Origin of the sequence: Streptomyces davaonensis JCM 4913, assembly GCF_000349325.1 — a bacterium.
In the GTDB taxonomy this organism is placed as follows: Bacteria; Actinomycetota; Actinomycetes; order Streptomycetales; family Streptomycetaceae; genus Streptomyces; species Streptomyces davaonensis.
On sequence record NC_020504.1, the window covers coordinates 5,983,881 to 6,002,928 of the forward strand.

Below are 19,048 nucleotides of genomic sequence, written 5' to 3' on the forward strand. Positions count from 1 at the left end.
TCGCCGACGGGGTTCACACCGATGGCCCCCGGTGTCAGGCTGTGATCATGAGCCACGACCTCGTTCACCGTCTGCTCACCGGCCTGCCCGCCGAGGCGGTGCTCACCGACCCCGACATCACGGCCTCCTACGCCAACGACATGGCGAGCTTCTGTCCGGCCGGCGCCCCGGCCGTGGTCGTGCTGCCGCGCACGGTCGAGCAGGTCCAGCACGTCATGCGCACCGCCACCGAGCTGCGCGTCCCGGTCGTCCCGCAGGGCGCCCGCACGGGCCTGTCCGGCGGCGCCAACGCCACCGACGGCTGCATCGTGCTCTCCCTGACCAAGATGGACCGCATCCTGGAGATCAGCCCGGTCGACCGGATCGCCGTCGTCGAACCGGGCGTCGTCAACGCCGACCTCTCCCGTGCGGTCGGCGAACACGGGCTCTACTACCCGCCGGACCCCTCCAGCTGGGAGACCTGCACGATCGGCGGGAACATCGGCACCGCCTCGGGCGGACTGTGCTGTGTGAAGTACGGGGTGACGGCCGAGTACGTCCTCGGCCTCGACGTCGTGCTGGCCGACGGACGCCTGATGTCCACCGGCCGCCGCACCGCGAAGGGCGTCGCGGGCTACGACCTGACCCGGCTGTTCGTCGGCTCCGAGGGCTCGCTCGGCATCGTCGTACGGGCGGTCCTCGCGCTGAAGCCGCGGCCGCCCCGACAGCTCGTGCTGGCCGCCGAGTTCGCCTCCGCGGCCGCCGCCTGCGACGCGGTGTGCCGGATCATGGCCGGCGGACACGTCCCGTCCCTCCTCGAACTGATGGACCGTACGACCGTCAAGGCGGTCAACGACCTGGCGCACATGGGGCTGCCGGAGACCACCGAGGCGCTGCTGCTCGCCGCCTTCGACACCCCCGACCCCGCCCCCGACCTCGCCGCGGTCGGCGCGCTGTGCGAGGCCGCCGGGGCCACCCAGGTGGTGCCCGCCGACGACGCGGCCGAGTCCGAACTGCTCCTCCAGGCCCGGCGGTTGTCGCTGACGGCGCTGGAGGCGGTCAGGGGCGTGACGATGATCGACGACGTGTGCGTGCCCCGCTCGCGGCTCGGCGACATGCTCGACGGGGTCGAGCGGATCGCCGAGAAGTACAAGCTGACCATCGGCGTCGTCGCACACGCGGGTGACGGCAACACCCACCCCACGGTCTGCTTCGAGCCGAACGACGAGGACGAGTCCCGGCGCGCCCGCGAGTCCTTCGACGAGATCATGGCGCTGGGCCTGGAACTCGGCGGCACCATCACCGGCGAGCACGGCGTCGGTGTCCTGAAGAAGGAGTGGCTGGCGCGCGAGATCGGCCCCGTCGGAGTCGAGATGCAGCGCGGGATCAAGGAGGTCTTCGACCCCCTCGGCCTCCTCAACCCGGGCAAGCTGTTCTGAGCCCGTACAGGCCCTACGGCTCACTCCCCGTCCTTGGACTCGTCGCTCGGCCAGGGGTCGCGCAGCCACAGGTCGTCGGCCGGGGTCGGGGCGAGCAGCTCGGCGAGGCCGTCGTCGATGCCGAGCTGCTCGGCCTCAGAGCCCGGAGGGACCACCCGCAGGGTGCGCTCCAGCCAGGCCGACACCTGTGCGGCAGGTGCCTCCAGCAGGGCGTCCCCGTCGGGTGAACTCAGCGCCATCAGCACGACGCTGCGGCCCTCGACCTTCGTCGGCCACACCCGTACGTCCCCGTGCCCGCACGGGCGGAACACGCCCTCCACCAGGAGTTCGCGGGCGAAGGTCCAGTTGACGGGGTGCTCGGAGCCGATGTGGAAGGCGATGTGGACGGCGAAGGGGTCGTCGCTGCGGTAGCTCAGCCGGGCCGGGACCGGGATGCTGCGCTCGGGCGACAGAACGAGCTTGAGCTCCAGCTCGCGCTCTACCACGGTGGGGTGCATGACGTCGGTGTCCTCTCTCGCGACTTCTCGTACGGGTCCTTCGGTGGGCCCGTACGAGTGGAGAGGGGGCTCGGCTCGGAGCATTACGCGGGTTCGCGAAAGTTTTTTCCGCACTTCTCTTCCGGGGCTGTGGAGGTCCTGCGCGAGGTTGCCCGGAAAGGGGCGGGTCCAGCGGGACCGGCAGTGGGGGTTGCCCGCGTCTGATAGATGTGGAGCCCCCAAAATGACCCCCGAGCAGATACGGGACGACGGACATGAGCGCCCCAACTCCGGCCCCCGGTGACGACAGGCCCCGCGAGGGGTATTACCCGGACCCGTCCATTCCTGGATATGTCCGGTACTGGAACGGCGCCTCCTGGGTGCCGGGCACCAGCCGTCCGGCACCGACGGACGGCGAACCGCTCGCCCCGCCGCCCGGCACGACCCCGGCCGTCCCCGCGGCCCCGGTCGAGGAGACCGGCCCGCACTTCTTCGACGAGGACCCGGCGGGCGAACCCGCCACGGCGCAGGGCCGGTCCCAGCACGGCAGCCGTCCGGAGCCCGCGTCCGCGTGGGGCGCCGACCGCTCCCGCCAGACCGGCTTCGGCGGCGACCAGGACCGCCGCGTCTCCTGGGGCGCCCCGGACCCGCGCACCCAGGACCCGCGCATCGCGGACCCGCGTACCCCGGCACCCGCCGAGGGCGCGACCCAGAGCACGGACGGCACGGCCACGATCCCGCCGGCCGACTCCGACCCCTCCGACACCGGGGCCGCCGCCAACAACACCTTCGTCTTCCGCCGCCCGATCCCCGGTCCCGCCGCCCAGGACGCCGCCGCCCAGGACGCTCCCGCGGACGAGGGCACCATGACATTCCGGGCAGTCTCCCCGCGCACGGGTCGCCCCGAAGGAGCGCCCGCAGCACAGCAGGGGCGCACACCGGGCTCGGTCCCGGGACAGGGGGCAAGTGGGTCCGGCGGTACGGGAGTCGCGGGCGCGTCGGGCTCCGCCCCCCAGGGCCCCGGCTTCGGTGCCGGTAAGGCGGCCGTCGACCGGGCCGCTGCCGCGCAGGGGGCCCAAGTCGCCGCTCCCACGGCGCTGTCCGGGCCGCAGGCGGCTCCGACGGTCCCCCAGCAGTCCGGGCCGCAGTCGGCCCCGCAGGCCCCCGCACAGGGCGCCGCCCCGGCCGCCACCCCGGTCACCAGTGGCCCCGGTGGCGGTCAGCCCTCCTGGGCGCAGCAGGTGCACCGGCTCGCCGGGGACGAGGACCAGCCGGTCGTCCCGTGGAAGCCCCCGGTCGAGGACCCCTTCCAGGCGGTGGTCCGGCGTCAGGCCGCCGCCCGGCCCGCCTCCCTCGGCAAGCGGCTCGCCGCCCGGCTGCTGGACACCGTCGTCCTGCTCGGCGTCACCGCGGCGGCCGCCGTACCGCTCGGCACCAAGGCGATGGACCACGTCGACGAGAAGATCGACGCGGCCAAGCTCTCCGGCGAGACCGTCACCGTCTGGCTGCTGGACGGCACGACCTCGGCGTACCTCGGCATCGTGCTGGGCGTCCTGCTGCTCTTCGGCGCGCTCTACGAGGCGCTGCCCACCGCCAAGTGGGGCCGCACCCTCGGCAAGAAGCTGTTCGGTCTGGAGGTGCGGGACATCGAGGGCCATGAACCGCCCACCTTCGGCGGAGCCCTGCGCCGCTGGCTCGTCTACAGCGTCCCCGGACTGCTGGTGATCGGTGTCGTGGGTGTCCTGTGGTGCCTGTTCGACAAGCCGTGGCGGCAGTGCTGGCACGACAAGGCCGCGGGTACGTTCGTGGCGGGATGACCGAATACGGCGAACCGCCCGGATAATTCCGTACTCCGGACGGCCGCTCGCCGGATGCGCGGACCGGGGGTTCGCGGTCGACTCGGGCCATGAGCAGTGAACCGCCTCCCGGCTCCGGCGGGCAGCCGCCGGAAGACGACCCGTTCAGGAAGCAGCCCCCGTCCGGGGACTCCGGCGCGGGCTCGCCGTACGACAGCCAGCCGCCGCCGTACCAGGGCGGTCCCTACGGCGGTGACCCCTACGGCGGTGGCGGATACCCTGCCGATCCGCTCGCCGGGATGCCCCCGCTCGCGGACAGCGGCCGGCGCACCCTGGCCCGGATCATCGACATGGTGATGGTGGCCGTCGTGGTGTGGCTGCTCACCTGGGCGTTCCGGGTCAACGAGCTGGACATGAACGCCGACAACGTCGACTACGGCAAGTCCCTCGGCCAGTCGCTGATCGCCGCACTGCTCTACATCGGCTACGACACCTTCATGATCTCCAGGACCGGCCAGACGCTCGGCAAGAAGTGGCTGGGCATGCGAGTGGCCAACCTGGACGACGGCTCCACGCCCTCCGTGCAGACCTCGCTGGTCCGCGCGCTGGTGCTGTGGATCCCGTTCGCCTTCTGCTGCGCCTGCATCTGGACCGCGATCTGCGGGGGCTGGAGCTACTTCGACAAGCCCTACAAGCAGGGCCTGCACGACAAGGCGGCCAAGACGGTGGTGGTCAGCACCCGGTGAGGCGCAGCGAGACGACGTGAGCTGCCGCGGGGGTGTCGCGGCAGTCAGGTCGCGGCAGTGGGGTCAGGCGGCGCGCTCGGGAACCGGCGCCGGGGTGGGCGCGTCCTGCGCAGTGACCGCGGGGGACGGCCTGCGCATCGCGATCACCCGGGCTTTGGGCGTCGGCACGGTCAGCGCGACCAGCACGCCGAGAGCCAGTGCCGCCACGGCGATGAGTGCGATCGCCGCACCCGAACTCGTCTGTGACAGCAGCAGCATGGCGAGGGTCGAGAAGAGCACGGTGCACGAACCGTAGGCGAGCTGTGCGGCGGTCGGACGAGGCATGTGAATCGTGTCCTCGGAATCGGGGGTACACGGGGGGTGTGGGCCTGGCATTCCGCCAACCTCTGGGCGTTCCGCCAATCGACTCTAATCGCGTGCATGCCCGAGCGGAACGAACAGTAAGCGTGACCTAACCAACAGTACCGGTGCACAGGGGGCGCACGGAGTCATGGCGTCCACCAAGTGGACGGCGTCGCGCGCCTGTCGAGCGGGCCGCAGGTGTCCGTAAAGCGGAACTCGACTTCGCATAGTGCACTTGACCTGCTCAAGTCAAGGTCTGTCTTTTCTGGTGAACCTCTAGTCAAATGTCGTCACTTGACTACACGCGTTGATCACGCGCGCGCGAACCCTCCATGACCAGGAACCCTCCCGTCGCGCGCGCCGAACGCGGGGGAGGATCTCAAGTGACCAGCAGAACATGGACGTTCAGAGCGGCCGCGACGGCTGTCGCGTTCGCGGCGGCCACCGCCACGTTCTCGACGTTCACCATGGCGCAGGCCGATGACACGGCCAAGAACGCCATCGACCGGCACGACCCGGCGCCGGCGCACAACGAGGCCGACCACGACCTCGAAGGCCCGCTGAGCCAGACTCAGGAGGCCCAGCGCGAGGAGGCCCTCAAGCAGGTCATATCGGGCAAGGCCCAGGTGAAGGAGCGCGAAGGCTCCCAGGTCGTCGAGCTCAAGAGCAAGAAGGGCGACAGCAAGTACGTCGAGCTGGGCCGCGAGAAGACCGACAAGATCTTCACGATCCTGGTCGAGTTCGGCGACCAGACCAAGCCCGAGTTCGGCGGCACCCCCGGCCCCGGCCACAACCAGATAGCCCAGCCGGACCGCGCCCAGGACAACAGCACGGCGTGGCAGGCGGACTACAACCAGAAGCACTTCCAGGACCTCTACTTCGGCACCGGCAAGGGTGTCGAGTCGATGAAGAAGTACTACGAGAAGCAGTCCTCGGGCCGCTACTCCATCGACGGCGAGGTCTCCGACTGGGTCAAGGTCCCCTACAACGAGGCCCGTTACGGCAACAACGCCTGTGGCGAGACCAACTGCCCGAGCGTGTGGAACATCGTCAGCGACGGTGTCACGTCCTGGGTCGCCCAGCAGAAGGCCGCGGGCCGCACCGACGCCCAGATCCAGGAAGACGTCAAGCAGTTCGACCAGTGGGACCGCTACGACTTCGACGGCGACGGCGACTTCAACGAGTCCGACGGCTACATCGATCACTTCCAGGTCGTGCACGCCGGTGAGGACGAGTCCGCGGGCGGCGGCGCACAGGGCGAGGACGCCATCTGGGCCCACCGCTGGTACGCCTTCGGCACCGACGCCGGCGCCACCGGCCCGGACAACAACCGCCTCGGCGGCGCCCAGATCGGCGACACCGGCATCTGGGTCGGCGACTACACGGTCCAGCCCGAGAACGGCGGACTCGGCGTCTTCGCCCACGAGTACGGCCACGACCTCGGTCTGCCGGACCACTACGACACCTCCGGCGGCGGCGAGAACTCCACCGGCTTCTGGACGCTCATGTCCTCCGGCTCCTGGCTCGGTACCGGCAAGGACGCCATCGGCGACCTGCCCGGCGACATGACCGCCTGGGACAAGCTCCAGCTGGGCTGGCTCGACTTCGCCAAGGCGAAGGCCGCGACCAAGTCGAAGCACAAGCTGGGCGTCGCCGAGTACAACACCAGGAACAAGCAGGCGCTCATCGTCGAGCTGCCCAAGAAGCCGGTCACGACGGAGATCGTCACCCCGGCCGAGGGCACGCAGCAGTGGTGGAGCGGCAGCGGCGACAACCTCAAGAACACGCTGGCCCGTTCGGTGGACCTCACCGGCAAGTCGTCGGCGGCGCTGACCCTCGACGGCTGGTGGGCCATCGAGGCGGGCTACGACTACCTCTACACCGAGGTGTCCACCGACGGCGGCGCCAACTGGACCGCCCTGGACGGCACGGCCGACGGCCAGCCGATCGCCCGCGACGGCAGCGACAAGCCCGCGCTGAGCGGCTTCTCCGAGACGTACAAGAAGCTGTCCTTCCCGCTGGACGCCTACGCCGGCAAGAAGATCGACCTGCGCTTCCGCTACGCCACCGACGGCGGCGTGGCCGAGAAGGGCTTCGCGGCCGACCGGATCTCGGTCACCGCGGACGGTGCGGCGCTGTTCACCGACAACGCCGAGTCCGCGGACGCGGCCTGGACGGCGAGCGGCTTCCAGCGCATGGGCTCGTCCTTCACCAAGGACTACGCGCAGTACTACATCGCCGAGAACCGCCAGTACGTGTCGTACGACAAGACCCTGAAGGTCGGCCCGTACAACTTCGGCTTCTCCACCACCCGGCCGAGCTGGGTGGAGCACTACCCGTACCAGAACGGTCTGTTGATCTGGAAGTGGGACACCTCCCAGGCGGACAACAACACCAGCAAGCACCCGGGTGTCGGTCTGATCCTGCCGGTGGACTCCCACTACAAGGCGCTGAAGTGGTCCGACGGCACGCTGATGCGCAGCCGTATCCAGTCCTACGACTCGCCGTTCAGCCTGTACCGCACGGACGGCATCACGCTGCACAACGCGGACGTCGCGACGAAGATCCCGTCGTCGAAGGGCGTGTCGGTCTTCAACGACCACACGAACACCTACTACGACGCGGCGACCCCGCTCGCGGGCGTCAACATCACTGACACCAACACCAAGATCAAGATCGTCAAGGAGGCCAAGAACGGCTCCACGATCTCGATCGAAGTTGGCCGCGCGGTGAAGTAGTCGGTAATTCCGCAGGTCAGAAGCGTATCGGCGGCGACCCCCTGGCGGGTCGCCGCCGATCGTGTTTAGGTGCGTCCTGTGGTTCTCTTATTGACACCGACGCACACGGGGGTGTGACCGCATGGCCGCAGGAGGTTTCTGCAAGCTGCCGACCGGCAGCGTGGTGGTGGCGCTGAACCTGCCCATGCCGACCGCGGACGGCACGGGCTCGGTCCGCGTCCTCGTCCACGCCCAGAACCGCGCACGCGCCCTGACCAGGCTGCGCAACCTGGGCCTGCGGGCGGTCTACCTGCGCGGCAACGCCTCCCCGCCGACCCCGGACGAGATCACCGCGGTCCTGCACCACCCCGACGGCCTCATATGGAGAACGGCCCCCGACAACGGTGTCGCCACGGGCCCGGAACTGGCCCAGGAGCTCTGGCGCCCGATCAGGGCACTGCTGAGACGTCCGGCGGCCCAGGCGTAGCTAGGCCACGACCGGCTTTCCGGTCAGTTCCACCCCGGCCTCGCGCATCTCCTCCAGGGCCCGGTCCGTGGTCTCCTCGGCGACCCCCGCGGTCAGGTCCAGCAGGACGTGCGTGCGGAAGCCCTCCCTCGCGGCGTCCACAGCGGTGGCGCGTACGCAGTGGTCCGTGGCGATGCCGACCACGTCCACCTCGGTGACCTCCCGGGCGCGCAGCCAGTCGGCGAGCGTGACGCCGTTCTCGTCGACGCCCTCGAACCCGCTGTACGCCGCCGCGTACGCCCCCTTGTCGAAGACCGCGTCGATCGCGCCGGAGGCGACGGTGGGGGCGAAGTTCGGGTGGAAGCCGACCCCCTCGGTGCCCGCGACACAGTGCGCGGGCCAGGAGCGGACGAAGTCGGGATTGTCGGCGAAGTGGCCGCCCGGCGCGATGTGGTGGTCCCGGGTGGCCACCACGTGCTGATAGCCCGTACCGGCGGCCTGCCCCACCAGCTCGGTGATGGCGGCGGCGACATCGGCCCCGCCGGCCACCGCGAGGCTGCCCCCTTCGCAGAAGTCGTTCTGCACGTCTACGACGATCAAGGCGCGGCGCATGGTGGACGTCCTTCGACTAAGAGTGAACTTACGAGCCTAGAGACTTCGACGGCACTGCGGGAGGGCGCACCCGCATTAGCTACCCGACCGCCCGGACGGGTACTCCGTCGGAATGACCGGTTCCCCCCGCGACAACTGCGTCGCCGACAGCGGCAGCCCCGCCCGAGCGGCGATGTGCCGATCCCGTACGGCGTCCAGGGGCTCGCGCGCGACGACCTCGCCGCCCTTGACCAGCTCCACCAGCAGCTGCCGGTCGGCAAGCTCCGCGGGCACCGCCTCGGTGCCGATGACCTCGGCCTCCGCCACGCCGTACGCGTCCACCCGCCGCGCCGCCCACTTGCGGCCGCCGATGGAGGTCTTGCCGCCGGTGGACTTCTTCGCCACCGGCACCAGCGGCGCGCTCGGGTCGGCGGACTCGGCGCGGGCGACCAGCTTGTAGACCATTGAGCAGGTCGGGTGCCCGGAACCGGTCACCAGCTGGGTGCCCACCCCGTACGCGTCCACCGGCGCCGCGGCCAGCGAGGCGATGGCGTACTCGTCGAGATCCGAGGTCACGATGATCCGCGTGTCCCGCGCGCCCAGCTCGTCCAGTTGCTGGCGCACCCGGTGGGCCACCAGCAGCAGATCGCCGGAGTCGATCCGGACCGCGCCCAGCTCGGGCCCGGCCACCTCCACCGCCGTACGCACCGCCTCGGCGACGTCGTAGGTGTCCACGAGCAGGGTCGTGCCCCGGCCGAGCGAGTTCACCTGGGCCTGGAAGGCGTCCCGCTCCCGGTCGTGCAGGAGGGTGAAGGCGTGCGCGGAGGTGCCGACGGTCGGGATGCCGTAGCGGAAGCCCGCCGCCAGGTCGGAGGTGGTGCTGAAGCCGCCGACGTACGCGGCGCGGGACGCGGCGACCGCGGCCAATTCATGGGTGCGCCGGGCGCCCATCTCGATCAGCGGCCGCTCACCTGCGGCCGAGGACATCCGGGAGGCCGCCGCTGCGATCGCGGAGTCGTGGTTGAGGATGGAGAGGATCACCGTCTCCAGCAGCACGCACTCGGCGAAGGAGCCCTCGACCCGCATGATCGGCGAGCCGGGGAAGTACACCTCGCCCTCCGGGTAGCCCCAGATGTCGCCGCTGAAGCGGTACCCGGCGAGCCAGTCCAGGGTCTCCTCGTCGACGATGCCGCGCTCGCGCAGGAAGCCGAGGACGCCCTCGTCGAAACGGAAGTTCTCCACCGCGTCCAGCACCCGGCCGGTGCCCGCGACCACGCCGTAGCGGCGCCCGTTCGGCAACCGTCGTGTGAAGACCTCGAACACGCTCCGCCGTTCGGCCGTGCCCGCCTGAAGGGCGGCCCGGAGCATCGTCAGCTCGTACTGGTCCGTGAAAAGCGCCGTCGAGGGAACATCCACCGGCAGCCCAAGGTCCGCTGTGTTCATGACGAAGACGATACCCCACTTCGCGTCAGTGTGACGATTTATCGGGGGCGTGGCAGCATGGGCCATGTGACGTCACCCGCGCCCGTAGAGATCGAACGCACCGAGTCGGCGGAAGAGGTTTCCGCCGTTCCCGAGCCCGACGTCCCCTGGGTCACGATCGTCCACAACGACCCGGTCAACCTCATGAGCTATGTGACGTACGTCTTCCAGACGTACTTCGGCTATCCCAAGGACAAGGCCACCAAGCTCATGCTCGACGTCCACCACAAGGGCCGCGCGGTCGTCTCCAGCGGAACCCGCGAGGAGATGGAACGCGATGTGCAGGCCATGCACGGTTACGGTCTGTGGGCCACCCTCCAGCAGGACCGGAAGTAGCGACCAGCGCTGATGCCAGGAACCTTCGAACCGCTCCCCGGCGGCGGCGCGGCCGTCGCCCTCGACGAAGTCGAGATCTCCATCATCCGGTCACTGGCCGTCCAGCTCCTGGAGCTGATCGGCCCGGGACCGGGCGAGGACAAGCCCGACGACCCGCTCGCCGAGCTCTTCGCCGACGGACCGAGCGAACCGCCCGCCGACCCGGTCCTGCGCCGGCTCTTCCCGGACGCCTACAGCGACCCCGAGGGCACCCCGGGGCCCGAGCAGGCCGAGGAGGAGCGCGCGTACTCCGCCGAGTTCCGCCGCTACACCGAGAACGACCTGCGCGCCGGCAAGCGGGAGAACGCCCTCGCGGTGATCCGCTCCCTGGACGAGCTCAGCTCCGCGGGTGACGGCGGCGCGGTGCTGAAGCTGGCGCCGGGGGAGTCCCGGCAGTGGCTCAGCGCGCTCAACGACCTGCGCCTCGCGATCGGTTCGCGGCTGGACATCGTCGACGAGGACGACACGGACCTGCTCTACCGGCTCCCGGACGAGGACCCCCGCAAGCCGATGGTGATGGCCTATCTCTGGCTGGGCGGGCTCCAGGAGACCCTCGTCTCGACCCTCATGCCCTGATGTGACCGATTGAGTGTTCGCTCAGCGGACGCTCAAATCCGGATAACGATCGCGTCACCCACCCGGCCTGCTGTGTCCCTTTTGTGCGCCGCTTGTCCCCTTCTCCCTGTGTGATACGCCACAGATCCCTCGGATGATCAATCCGGCGGCCGTGATAAATCTTCACGACCGCCCGGCGAACACCACCCATGTTCCGTCCGGGTGCGCCACCCACCGGCAGATCGCCGGTCAGGCACAACGCTCCATCAATCCGGGGGGATCGAGAACCGATCCGAGGCCGACGAGAGGCCCGGTTCGGCGTGGAGAAAGGCGCACGAATACATGACCTCCGCTCAGGTCGACACGGAGAAGGCCCCGGAAGAAGAGGGCTACGAGCGCGGCCTCGGCAGCCGCCAGGTCCAGATGATCGCCATCGGCGGCGCCATCGGCGTCGGCCTCTTCCTGGGGGCCGGGGCGAACATCGCCAAGGCCGGTCCCAGCCTCATCCTCATGTACGCCCTCGCGGGCGTCATCATCTTCTTCATCATGCGAGCGCTCGGCGAGCTGCTCCTGTACCGCCCGGTCTCGGGCTCCTTCGCGGAGTACTCCCGCGAGTTCCTCGGCCCGTTCTTCGGCTACTTCACCGGCTGGACGTACTGGCTGATGTGGGTCGTCACCGGTATGGCCGAACTGACGGCCGCCGCGATCTACGTCAACTATTGGTTCCCTCAAGTCCCGCAATGGGTCACGGCCCTGGTCTTCCTGGTGGTGCTGTTCGCGGCCAACCTGATCTCGGTGAAGCTGTTCGGCGAGATCGAGTTCTGGTTCTCGATGGTCAAGGTGACCGCGCTGATCGGCATGATCGTGATCGGCCTCGGCGTCCTCACCTTCGGCTTCAGCAACGCCGGTGACACCGCCGCGGTCTCCAACCTGTGGGAGTTCGACGGCTTCTTCCCCAAGGGCATCGGCTCCTCCCTGATGACCCTCCAGGGCGTGATGTTCGCCTACCTCGCCGTCGAGCTGGTCGGCGTCACCGCGGGCGAGTCGGAGAACCCCGAGAAGACCCTCCCCAAGGCGATCAACACGCTGCCCTGGCGCATCGCACTCTTCTACGTCGGTGCCCTCACCGTCATCCTGTGCGTGGTCAAGTGGACCGAGTTCGCGGAGGGCGTCAGCCCCTTCGTGAAGGCCTTCGCGGTCATCGGCATCCCGGCCGGCGCCGGCATCGTCAACTTCGTGGTGCTCACCGCCGCCCTGTCCTCCTGCAACTCGGGCATGTACTCCACCGGCCGCATGCTGCGCACCTTGGCCGACAACGGCGAGGCCCCGCGCGTCTTCAGCAAGCTGTCCTCCACCAAGACGCCCGCGCTCGGCATCACCATCTCGGTCGTCTTCATGGGCATCGGTGTGGTCCTGAACTACATCGTCCCGGAGAAGGCCTTCGGCTACGTCGTCTCCGTCGCCACCGCGGCCGGCATCTGGACCTGGCTCATGATCCTCGTCAGCCACGTCCTGTACCGCCGCGCGGTCGACGCGGGCCGCCTGCCGGCCTCGTCCTTCCCGGCCCCGGGCGGCGCGAAGTGCAGCTGGGTCGCCATCGTCTTCCTGCTCTTCGTCACCGGCCTCATCGCCTACGACGCCGACTCCCGCGTCTGCCTGTACGTGATGGCGGGCTGGGCCGCGGCGCTCGGCGTCGGCTGGCTTGTGCTCAAGTCCCGCAGCCCCGAGGTCACGCAGCGCCGTGAGCCGGAGTTCGAGAAGGTCGGCTGACCCCCATCCCAGCCGTCCGGCATGTGGGCCGCCCCGTACCACTCCTCGGTACGGGGCGGCCCCTCTGCTTATCCTGGCCAGCATGCTGACCATCACCCAGGCCCTCGTCGACCAGATCGTCGCGCACGCGCGCAAGGACCACCCGGACGAGGCGTGCGGCGTCGTCGCGGGGCAGGCCGGTACCGACCGCCCCGAGCGCTTCATCCCCATGCTGAACGCGGCCATGTCGCCCACGTTCTACGAGTTCGACTCCGGTGATCTGCTCAAGCTGTACCGCGAGCTGGACGACCGGGACGAGGAGCCGGTGGTCATCTACCACTCCCACACGGCGACCGAGGCCTACCCGTCCCGCACGGACATCTCCTACGCCAACGAACCCGGCGCGCACTACGTCCTCGTCTCCACCGCCGACACCGACGGCCTCGGAGAGTTCCAGTTCCGCTCGTTCCGGATCCTGGAGGGCGAGGTGACCGAGGAGGAGGTCAAGGTCGTAGAGGCGTACTGATCTCATTGCGTGGATGGTTTATGTCCGGTAGGTGAGATCACACTCCAGGAGCCGGTCCGGGAATCGATACGATGAACCCATGGTTCTTCTCGACGTGAGCGACAAGGCGCCGGGCACACTGCTCGTTGCGCGGCTGCACGTCGACCTGTGCAGGCTGAACAGCGCCATCTGTTGACCGTCCCGCTGTAAGCCGTACGGCCGCGCAGACGCGGCGTGCCGCCGCGCGCCCACCGAGACCAGACCACTTTTTCCGACAGGAGCCCTTCGCCATGGCCATCGAGGTCCGCATCCCCACCATCCTCCGCACGTACACCGACGGTCAGAAGGCGGTGGAGGGCTCCGGGGACACCCTCGCCGAGCTGTTCACCGACCTGGAGACCCGGCATGCGGGCATCCAGGCCCGCATCGTGGACGGCGAGCAGCTGCGCCGCTTCGTCAACGTCTACCTCAACGACGAGGACGTCCGCTTCCTCGACGGCATCAACACCAAGCTCACCGACGGCGACAACGTCACGATCCTGCCGGCCGTGGCCGGCGGCATGGTCTGATCCCGCATGCGCTACGACTCCCCGCTGGCCGCGGTAGGCAACACCCCCCTGGTGCGCCTGCCGCGGCTGTCGCCGTCCGCCGACGTCCGGATCTGGGCCAAGCTGGAGGACCGCAACCCCACCGGCTCGGTCAAGGACCGCCCGGCCCTGCACATGATCGAGCAGGCGGAGAAGGACGGCCGGCTCACCCCCGGCTGCACGATCCTGGAGCCGACCAGCGGCAACACCGGCATCTCCCTGGCCATGGCCGCCAAGCTCAAGGGCTACCGCATGGTCTGCGTGATGCCCGAGAACACCTCCCAGGAGCGCCGGGACCTGCTCGGCATGTGGGGCGCCGAGATCATCTCCTCCCCGGCCGCGGGCGGCTCCAACACCGCCGTACGCGTCGCCAAGGAGCTGTCCGCCGAGCACCCCGACTGGGTGATGCTCTACCAGTACGGCAACCCGGACAACGCGGGCGCCCACTACGCGACCACCGGCCCCGAGATCCTCGCCGACCTCCCCTCCATCACCCACTTCGTGGCGGGCCTCGGCACCACCGGCACGCTGATGGGCGTGGGCCGCTTCCTGCGGGAGCAGAAGCCGGACGTGAAGATCGTCGCCGCCGAACCGCGCTACGACGATCTCGTCTACGGCCTGCGCAACCTCGACGAGGGCTTCGTCCCCGAGCTGTACGACGCCTCCGTCCTCACCACCCGCTTCTCCGTCGGCTCGGCGGACGCGGTCACCCGCACCCGTGAGCTGCTCCAGCAGGAGGGCATCTTCGCGGGCGTCTCGACGGGCGCCGCCCTGCACGCCGCGATCGGCGTCGGCAACAAGGCCGTGAAGGCGGGCGAGAGCGCCGACATCGTCTTCGTCGTGGCCGACGGCGGCTGGAAGTACCTGTCGACCGGCGTCTACACGGCGGCGACGACCGAGGAAGCGATCGAGACGCTGCAAGGCCAGCTCTGGGCGTAAGCCCCCGGCCGTCACTCTTGAGGGTGGTTCACGACGCCAGGTGACGGACCTGGTCCCACAGGACCGGGTCCACCACCCCCACCTTCCGCCGGAAGTCCCACACCGGCACCTCGCGCAGCTCGTCCGTCTCCAGGAAGCTCGCGCGGCCCTGGGCATCGCTCACCGCACCCGGGGGAAGCGGAATCACCCCGGAACGCTCGTCGTGGTAGCGGCTGGTGATCTTCGCGACGCGCACCCGCTTGCCGTGCACCGCCAGCACCAGACACGGCCGGTCCTTCGCGCCGGGCCGGTCCTCGAACGGCACGCTCGCCCACCAGATCTCCGTGGGCCGCGGCCGCACCCCCGTCCGCCGCCGCCCCGGCCGCCCGGCGGGCCTGCGCCCCCACCCGTCCACCAGCGCGGCGACCAGCGCGAGCAGCACCACCGCCGCGAGCGCGAGCCACCAGGACGTGTCCATAGGACGACGTTACCGGCGCGCGCCACCCCGCGCGCGCCCTTCTCGCGCCTCACCTGCCGCGGTGCCAGCCGAACCGGTGACAGCACAGGTGAGTTCGCCCACAACAGCCCTTGGCGGAGGAGCGACAGGACGTTTTGCGCCTTACGCTCGACGAACCGCACGACCCCCGTCGCCCCCTATCCGGATTTCCCGCCAGCGGAGGTTTCTGCTTCATGAAGCTCACCGTCGTCGGCTGCTCGGGGTCGTTCCCGTCCGCGGAATCGGCCTGCTCGAGCTACCTCGTCGAGGCCGACGGCTTCCGGCTGCTCCTCGACCTGGGCAACGGCGCCCTTGGCGAGCTTCAGCGCCACTGCGGTCTCTACGACCTCGACGCGATCTTCCTGAGCCATCTGCACGCCGACCACTGCATCGACATGTGCGCCTACTTCGTCGCGCGTTACTACCGGCACGACGGCGGCCGCTGCGACCCGATCCCGGTCTACGGACCCGAGGGCACGGAGCACCGCCTGACCACCGCCTACGCCGACACCCCCTCTGCCTCCTCGATGAGCGAGGTCTTCGACTTCCACACGGTCAAGCCGTCCACCTTCGAGGTCGGCCCGTTCACCGTGCACACCGAGCGCGTGGCGCATCCGGTGGAGGCGTACGGCATCCGCGTCGAGCACGCCGGGAAGTCCCTGACGTACTCCGGCGACACGGGTGTGACCCCGGTGCTCGACGAACTCGCCCGGGACACGGACCTGTTCCTGTGCGAGGCGGCCTTCACGCACGGCAAGGAGAACATCCCCGACCTGCACCTCAACGGCCGCGAAGCAGGCGAGACGGCAACCCGCGCGGGCGCCCGCCGCCTGGTCCTGACCCACATCCCCCCGTGGACCGACCCCCAGACCAACCTCGCCGACGCGCGAGCGGTCTACGACGGTCCGGTGACACTGGCGGCGCCGAGGCAGACGTACGAGATCTAGCCGGTACGCAGTCGAAGGCCCCGGTACCTGTTCGGTACCGGGGCCTTCGTCATCGTGCGGGGCTCACGCCTTCGTGAGGTCCTCGACCTCCTCCTCGGGCTCGCGGCCCGGGGTGGGGAGATTGAACTTGGCGATCGCGAAGCGGAAGACGAAGTAGTAGACCGCCCCGAAGACCAGGCCGATCGGGATGATCAGCCATGGCTTGGTGGACAGCGACCAGTTGAGCCCGTAGTCGATGGCGCCCGCGGAGAACGTGAAGCCCGCGTGGACGCCCAGCGCCCAGGTGATCGCCATGGACAGGGCCGTGAGCACCGCGTGGATCGCGTACAGCAGCGGCGCGATGAACATGAACGAGAACTCGATCGGCTCGGTCACACCGGTCACGAAGGAGGTCAGCGCGAGCGAGATCATCATGCCCATCACGGCCTTGCGGCGCTCGGGACGGGCGGCGTGCGCCATGGCGATCGCGGCGGCCGGCAGACCGAACATCATGATCGGGAAGAAGCCCGACATGAACTGACCGGCGTCCGGGTCACCGGCGAAGAAGCGATTCAGGTCACCGTGCACCACATCGCCCGCGGCGTTGGTGAAGTCGCCGATCTGGAACCAGGAGACGGTGTTCACGAACTGGTGCATGCCGATGGGGATCAGCGCGCGGTTGATCAGACCGAACAGACCGGCACCCGCGGCGCCCAGACCGGTGATCCACTCACCGGCGTCGGAGATGACCTCGCCGATCGGCTCCCAGACCAGGCCGAAGAAGACACCCATGGCGGTGCCGACGAAGGCCATGATGATCGGGACCAGTCGGCGGCCGTTGAAGAAGCCCAGCCAGTCCACCAGCTGCTTGCGGTGGTAGCGCTGCCACAGCACCGCGGAGAGCAGACCCATGAGGATGCCGCCGAGGACACCGGGGTTGTTGTAGGTCGCGGCTATGTCGGCGCCCGCCTGGACCTTGGCCTCGGTGACCGGGAACGCCTTCAGGACGTTGCTGTAGACCAGGAAGCCGACCAGCGCGGCCAGCGCGGTCGAGCCGTCGGCCTTCTTCGCGAAGCCGATCGCGACACCGATGCAGAACAGCATCGGCAGGTTGTCGAAGATCGCGCCACCGGCCGTGGCGAAGACCGCCGTGACCTTGTCGGGCAGGTTCAGCTTCTCCTGAACGTCCGCCTGGCCCAGCCGCAGCAGGATGCCCGCCGCCGGCAGTACGGCGATCGGGAGCTGGAGGCTGCGGCCGACCTTCTGAAGACCCTGGAACAGGCCGGATCCCCACTTCTTCGTGGGGGCCGCCGATGCGGTGGCGGTGCTCATAGACTTCCTCCATCGGGTGGTGGTCTACACCACTCAGTGGTGTAGACCTGTTGTAGCACGATGAAGGGCGCATAAGGAACCCGCGATTCCGTCGTCGGAACCGCGGGTTGCGCAACCGTTATTCGGGACTGAACGTCAGACCTTGGTGACGTCCTCCACCTGGTCCTCCGGCTCCCTGCCCGGCGTCTTCAGATCGAACTTGAGGATCGCGAAGCGGAAGATGACGTAATACACGACTGCGAACGCGAGGCCGATCGGAATGATCGCCCACGGCTTCGTCGCCAGGTTCCAGTTGATGATGTAGTCGATGAGACCGGCGGAGAAGCTGAAGCCGTCGTGCACCCCGAGCCCCCACGTCACCGCCATCGACACACCCGTCAGCACCGCGTGCACCGCGTACAGCAGCGGCGCGATGAACAGGAACGAGTACTCGATCGGCTCGGTGATGCCGGTGACGAACGACGTCAGCGCGACCGAGAGCATCAGACCCCCGACCTCCTTGCGGCGATTCGGCTTCGCGCAGTGCGTGATCGCCAGCGCCGCCGCCGGCAGCGCGAACATCATGATCGGGAAGAACCCCGACAGGAACTGCCCCGCGTCCGGATCGCCCGCCAGGAACATGTTGATGTCGCCGTGCACCTCCGTGCCGTCCGGCTTGGTGTACGTGCCGAACTGGAACCAGATGGGCACGTTCAGGAACTGATGCAGTCCGATCACCAGCAACGCCCGGTTCGCGACACCGAAGATGCCCGCACCCCACGAGCCCGCGTCGCTCAGCCAGTCGCTGAAGTTCTCCAGCGCGTCACCGATCGGCGGCCACACCCACAGACACAGCGCCGCGAACGCGATCGCGACGAACGACATGATGATCGGCACCAGTCGGCGGCCGTTGAAGAAGCCCAGCCAGTCCACCAGCTTGGTGCGGTGGTAGCGGGCCCAGAAGAAGGCCGTCAGCAGGCCGATGACGATGCCGCCGAAGACCCCGGGGTTCTGGTAGGTGAACGCCTCCACCGCCCCGTCGGCGGTCCCCTGGCAGCCGATGTTCGTGACGGCCTTCGTGCCGTCCGGGCAGTCCTCGGGGAACTGGCGCAGCACCTGGTAGTAGACGAGGAAGCCCGCCACCGCCGCGAGCGCGGTCGAGCCGTCCGCCTTCTTCGCCATGCCGATCGCGACACCGACACAGAACAGCAGCGGCAGCCCCAGCGACCCGTCCAGCAGCGCGCCGCCCGCACCCGCCATGACCTTGGAGACGTCCGTCCACCCCAGCCCGTCGTCGCCGAACACGTCCGGCTGGCCAAGGCGGTTGAGGATGCCCGCAGCCGGAAGTACGGCGATCGGGAGCTGAAGGCTGCGGCCCATTTTCTGAAGGCCCTGGAACAACTTGTTCCAGCGCACCCGCGCAGGGCTCAGCGCCTCGTCGGAACTCATCCGGACCCCTTAGCTGGAAGCGGGTTTGGCGACCGCCCGTCAGGTGGTGTAGACCAGTTGACGGGGCGGTTCCGCTGTCATGATCGCCATCATTCGGCACGTACGGCATGACCGCTCGCGAAGATGGGCCAACTGTGGGTTAC

The 19,048-nt window shown here is 69.2% G+C and carries 20 protein-coding genes; 13 read left to right on the forward strand and 7 right to left on the reverse strand.

Going from position 1 to position 19,048, the window contains the following annotated elements; all coding sequences use genetic code 11:
* The first annotated feature begins 47 nt into the window (after nucleotides 1-47).
* Nucleotides 48-1,418 (forward strand): FAD-binding oxidoreductase, encoded by a 1,371-nt coding sequence (locus BN159_RS26515; RefSeq protein ID WP_015660081.1) that lies wholly within the window; start codon nucleotides 48-50, stop codon nucleotides 1,416-1,418.
* 20 nt (nucleotides 1,419-1,438) lie between these two features.
* On the opposite strand, the gene BN159_RS26520 is transcribed toward BN159_RS26515, so the two are convergent.
* The gene (locus BN159_RS26520; RefSeq protein ID WP_015660082.1) at nucleotides 1,439-1,915 is read right to left on the reverse strand and encodes an SsgA family sporulation/cell division regulator; all 477 of its coding nucleotides are present in this window, start codon (nucleotides 1,913-1,915) and stop codon (nucleotides 1,439-1,441) included.
* Nucleotides 1,916-2,169: 254 nt separating this feature from the next.
* Here BN159_RS26520 and BN159_RS26525 point away from each other — a divergent pair, with 254 nt between their 5' ends.
* On the forward strand, nucleotides 2,170-3,711 hold the full coding sequence (locus tag BN159_RS26525; protein WP_015660083.1) for an RDD family protein: 1,542 nt from the start codon (nucleotides 2,170-2,172) through the stop codon (nucleotides 3,709-3,711).
* Nucleotides 3,712-3,800: 89 nt separating this feature from the next.
* Nucleotides 3,801-4,436 carry an RDD family protein gene (locus BN159_RS26530; protein ID WP_015660084.1) on the forward strand — a complete coding sequence of 212 codons (636 nt, stop codon included), beginning with the start codon at nucleotides 3,801-3,803 and terminating at the stop codon, nucleotides 4,434-4,436.
* Nucleotides 4,437-4,499: 63 nt separating this feature from the next.
* Here BN159_RS26530 and BN159_RS26535 read toward each other — a convergent pair whose 3' ends face one another.
* Nucleotides 4,500-4,760 carry a hypothetical protein gene (locus tag BN159_RS26535; RefSeq protein ID WP_015660085.1) on the reverse strand — a complete coding sequence of 87 codons (261 nt, stop codon included), beginning with the start codon at nucleotides 4,758-4,760 and terminating at the stop codon, nucleotides 4,500-4,502.
* Between the two features lie 401 nt (nucleotides 4,761-5,161).
* On the opposite strand from BN159_RS26535, the gene BN159_RS26540 reads away from it, so the two are divergent.
* Nucleotides 5,162-7,516 (forward strand): immune inhibitor A domain-containing protein, encoded by a 2,355-nt coding sequence (locus BN159_RS26540; protein ID WP_015660086.1) that lies wholly within the window; start codon nucleotides 5,162-5,164, stop codon nucleotides 7,514-7,516.
* Between the two features lie 121 nt (nucleotides 7,517-7,637).
* Complete coding sequence (locus tag BN159_RS26545) at nucleotides 7,638-7,982, forward strand: hypothetical protein (RefSeq protein WP_015660087.1); 345 nt, start codon at nucleotides 7,638-7,640, stop codon at nucleotides 7,980-7,982.
* Here the strand turns inward: BN159_RS26545 and BN159_RS26550 are convergent, their stop codons facing one another.
* Both BN159_RS26550 and BN159_RS26555 read right to left on the reverse strand, forming a co-directional pair.
* Nucleotides 7,983-8,573: an isochorismatase family protein gene (locus tag BN159_RS26550; RefSeq protein WP_015660088.1), complete on the reverse strand. Its 591-nt coding sequence runs from the start codon at nucleotides 8,571-8,573 to the stop codon at nucleotides 7,983-7,985.
* A 75-nt stretch (nucleotides 8,574-8,648) separates the two neighbouring features.
* Nucleotides 8,649-9,995 carry a nicotinate phosphoribosyltransferase gene (locus BN159_RS26555; protein WP_015660089.1) on the reverse strand — a complete coding sequence of 449 codons (1,347 nt, stop codon included), beginning with the start codon at nucleotides 9,993-9,995 and terminating at the stop codon, nucleotides 8,649-8,651.
* 57 nt (nucleotides 9,996-10,052) lie between these two features.
* Here BN159_RS26555 and clpS point away from each other — a divergent pair, with 57 nt between their 5' ends.
* From clpS to BN159_RS26585, 7 genes are all read left to right on the forward strand, one after another.
* Nucleotides 10,053-10,370 (forward strand): ATP-dependent Clp protease adapter ClpS, encoded by a 318-nt coding sequence (gene clpS, locus BN159_RS26560; protein ID WP_015660090.1) that lies wholly within the window; start codon nucleotides 10,053-10,055, stop codon nucleotides 10,368-10,370.
* Nucleotides 10,371-10,382: 12 nt separating this feature from the next.
* Nucleotides 10,383-10,985 (forward strand): DUF2017 domain-containing protein, encoded by a 603-nt coding sequence (locus BN159_RS26565; RefSeq protein WP_015660091.1) that lies wholly within the window; start codon nucleotides 10,383-10,385, stop codon nucleotides 10,983-10,985.
* 321 nt (nucleotides 10,986-11,306) lie between these two features.
* Complete coding sequence (locus BN159_RS26570; RefSeq protein WP_015660092.1) at nucleotides 11,307-12,734, forward strand: amino acid permease; 1,428 nt, start codon at nucleotides 11,307-11,309, stop codon at nucleotides 12,732-12,734.
* A gap of 82 nt (nucleotides 12,735-12,816) precedes the next feature.
* Nucleotides 12,817-13,239, forward strand: coding sequence for a Mov34/MPN/PAD-1 family protein (locus tag BN159_RS26575; protein WP_015660093.1), 423 nt, complete (start codon nucleotides 12,817-12,819; stop codon nucleotides 13,237-13,239).
* A gap of 79 nt (nucleotides 13,240-13,318) precedes the next feature.
* The gene (locus BN159_RS47580; RefSeq protein WP_019065921.1) at nucleotides 13,319-13,414 is read left to right on the forward strand and encodes a putative leader peptide; all 96 of its coding nucleotides are present in this window, start codon (nucleotides 13,319-13,321) and stop codon (nucleotides 13,412-13,414) included.
* A 94-nt stretch (nucleotides 13,415-13,508) separates the two neighbouring features.
* The gene (locus tag BN159_RS26580; protein ID WP_015660094.1) at nucleotides 13,509-13,787 is read left to right on the forward strand and encodes a MoaD/ThiS family protein; all 279 of its coding nucleotides are present in this window, start codon (nucleotides 13,509-13,511) and stop codon (nucleotides 13,785-13,787) included.
* Nucleotides 13,788-13,793: 6 nt separating this feature from the next.
* Nucleotides 13,794-14,744, forward strand: coding sequence for a PLP-dependent cysteine synthase family protein (locus BN159_RS26585; RefSeq protein WP_015660095.1), 951 nt, complete (start codon nucleotides 13,794-13,796; stop codon nucleotides 14,742-14,744).
* Between the two features lie 28 nt (nucleotides 14,745-14,772).
* Here BN159_RS26585 and BN159_RS26590 read toward each other — a convergent pair whose 3' ends face one another.
* Nucleotides 14,773-15,201: a type II toxin-antitoxin system PemK/MazF family toxin gene (locus BN159_RS26590; RefSeq protein WP_015660096.1), complete on the reverse strand. Its 429-nt coding sequence runs from the start codon at nucleotides 15,199-15,201 to the stop codon at nucleotides 14,773-14,775.
* Nucleotides 15,202-15,413: 212 nt separating this feature from the next.
* Between BN159_RS26590 and BN159_RS26595 the strand changes: the two genes are divergently transcribed.
* On the forward strand, nucleotides 15,414-16,166 hold the full coding sequence (locus BN159_RS26595; protein WP_015660097.1) for an MBL fold metallo-hydrolase: 753 nt from the start codon (nucleotides 15,414-15,416) through the stop codon (nucleotides 16,164-16,166).
* Nucleotides 16,167-16,229: 63 nt separating this feature from the next.
* Here BN159_RS26595 and BN159_RS26600 read toward each other — a convergent pair whose 3' ends face one another.
* A complete protein-coding gene (locus BN159_RS26600) occupies nucleotides 16,230-17,477 on the reverse strand; it encodes a PTS transporter subunit EIIC (protein WP_015660098.1) in 1,248 nt (415 codons plus the stop codon).
* 135 nt (nucleotides 17,478-17,612) lie between these two features.
* Nucleotides 17,613-18,905, reverse strand: coding sequence for a PTS transporter subunit EIIC (locus BN159_RS26605; RefSeq protein ID WP_015660099.1), 1,293 nt, complete (start codon nucleotides 18,903-18,905; stop codon nucleotides 17,613-17,615).
* Nucleotides 18,906-19,048: the final 143 nt, after the last annotated feature.

Bases quoted from the DNA above. Each gene is read 5' to 3' on its own strand.
- BN159_RS26515 (WP_015660081.1), top strand. From the start codon at position 48: ATGAGCCACGACCTCGTTCACCGTCTGCTCACCGGCCTGCCCGCCGAG.
- BN159_RS26600 (WP_015660098.1), bottom strand. From the start codon at position 17,477: ATGAGCACCGCCACCGCATCGGCGGCCCCCACGAAGAAGTGGGGATCC.
- BN159_RS26525 (WP_015660083.1), top strand. From the start codon at position 2,170: ATGAGCGCCCCAACTCCGGCCCCCGGTGACGACAGGCCCCGCGAGGGG.
- BN159_RS26605 (WP_015660099.1), bottom strand. From the start codon at position 18,905: ATGAGTTCCGACGAGGCGCTGAGCCCTGCGCGGGTGCGCTGGAACAAG.
- BN159_RS26590 (WP_015660096.1), bottom strand. From the start codon at position 15,201: ATGGACACGTCCTGGTGGCTCGCGCTCGCGGCGGTGGTGCTGCTCGCG.
- BN159_RS26530 (WP_015660084.1), top strand. From the start codon at position 3,801: ATGAGCAGTGAACCGCCTCCCGGCTCCGGCGGGCAGCCGCCGGAAGAC.
- BN159_RS26565 (WP_015660091.1), top strand. From the start codon at position 10,383: ATGCCAGGAACCTTCGAACCGCTCCCCGGCGGCGGCGCGGCCGTCGCC.
- BN159_RS26550 (WP_015660088.1), bottom strand. From the start codon at position 8,573: ATGCGCCGCGCCTTGATCGTCGTAGACGTGCAGAACGACTTCTGCGAA.
- BN159_RS26535 (WP_015660085.1), bottom strand. From the start codon at position 4,760: ATGCCTCGTCCGACCGCCGCACAGCTCGCCTACGGTTCGTGCACCGTG.
- BN159_RS47580 (WP_019065921.1), top strand. From the start codon at position 13,319: ATGGTTCTTCTCGACGTGAGCGACAAGGCGCCGGGCACACTGCTCGTT.
- BN159_RS26595 (WP_015660097.1), top strand. From the start codon at position 15,414: ATGAAGCTCACCGTCGTCGGCTGCTCGGGGTCGTTCCCGTCCGCGGAA.
- BN159_RS26545 (WP_015660087.1), top strand. From the start codon at position 7,638: ATGGCCGCAGGAGGTTTCTGCAAGCTGCCGACCGGCAGCGTGGTGGTG.
- BN159_RS26580 (WP_015660094.1), top strand. From the start codon at position 13,509: ATGGCCATCGAGGTCCGCATCCCCACCATCCTCCGCACGTACACCGAC.
- BN159_RS26570 (WP_015660092.1), top strand. From the start codon at position 11,307: ATGACCTCCGCTCAGGTCGACACGGAGAAGGCCCCGGAAGAAGAGGGC.
- BN159_RS26585 (WP_015660095.1), top strand. From the start codon at position 13,794: ATGCGCTACGACTCCCCGCTGGCCGCGGTAGGCAACACCCCCCTGGTG.
- BN159_RS26575 (WP_015660093.1), top strand. From the start codon at position 12,817: ATGCTGACCATCACCCAGGCCCTCGTCGACCAGATCGTCGCGCACGCG.
- BN159_RS26555 (WP_015660089.1), bottom strand. From the start codon at position 9,995: ATGAACACAGCGGACCTTGGGCTGCCGGTGGATGTTCCCTCGACGGCG.
- BN159_RS26520 (WP_015660082.1), bottom strand. From the start codon at position 1,915: ATGCACCCCACCGTGGTAGAGCGCGAGCTGGAGCTCAAGCTCGTTCTG.
- clpS (WP_015660090.1), top strand. From the start codon at position 10,053: ATGGGCCATGTGACGTCACCCGCGCCCGTAGAGATCGAACGCACCGAG.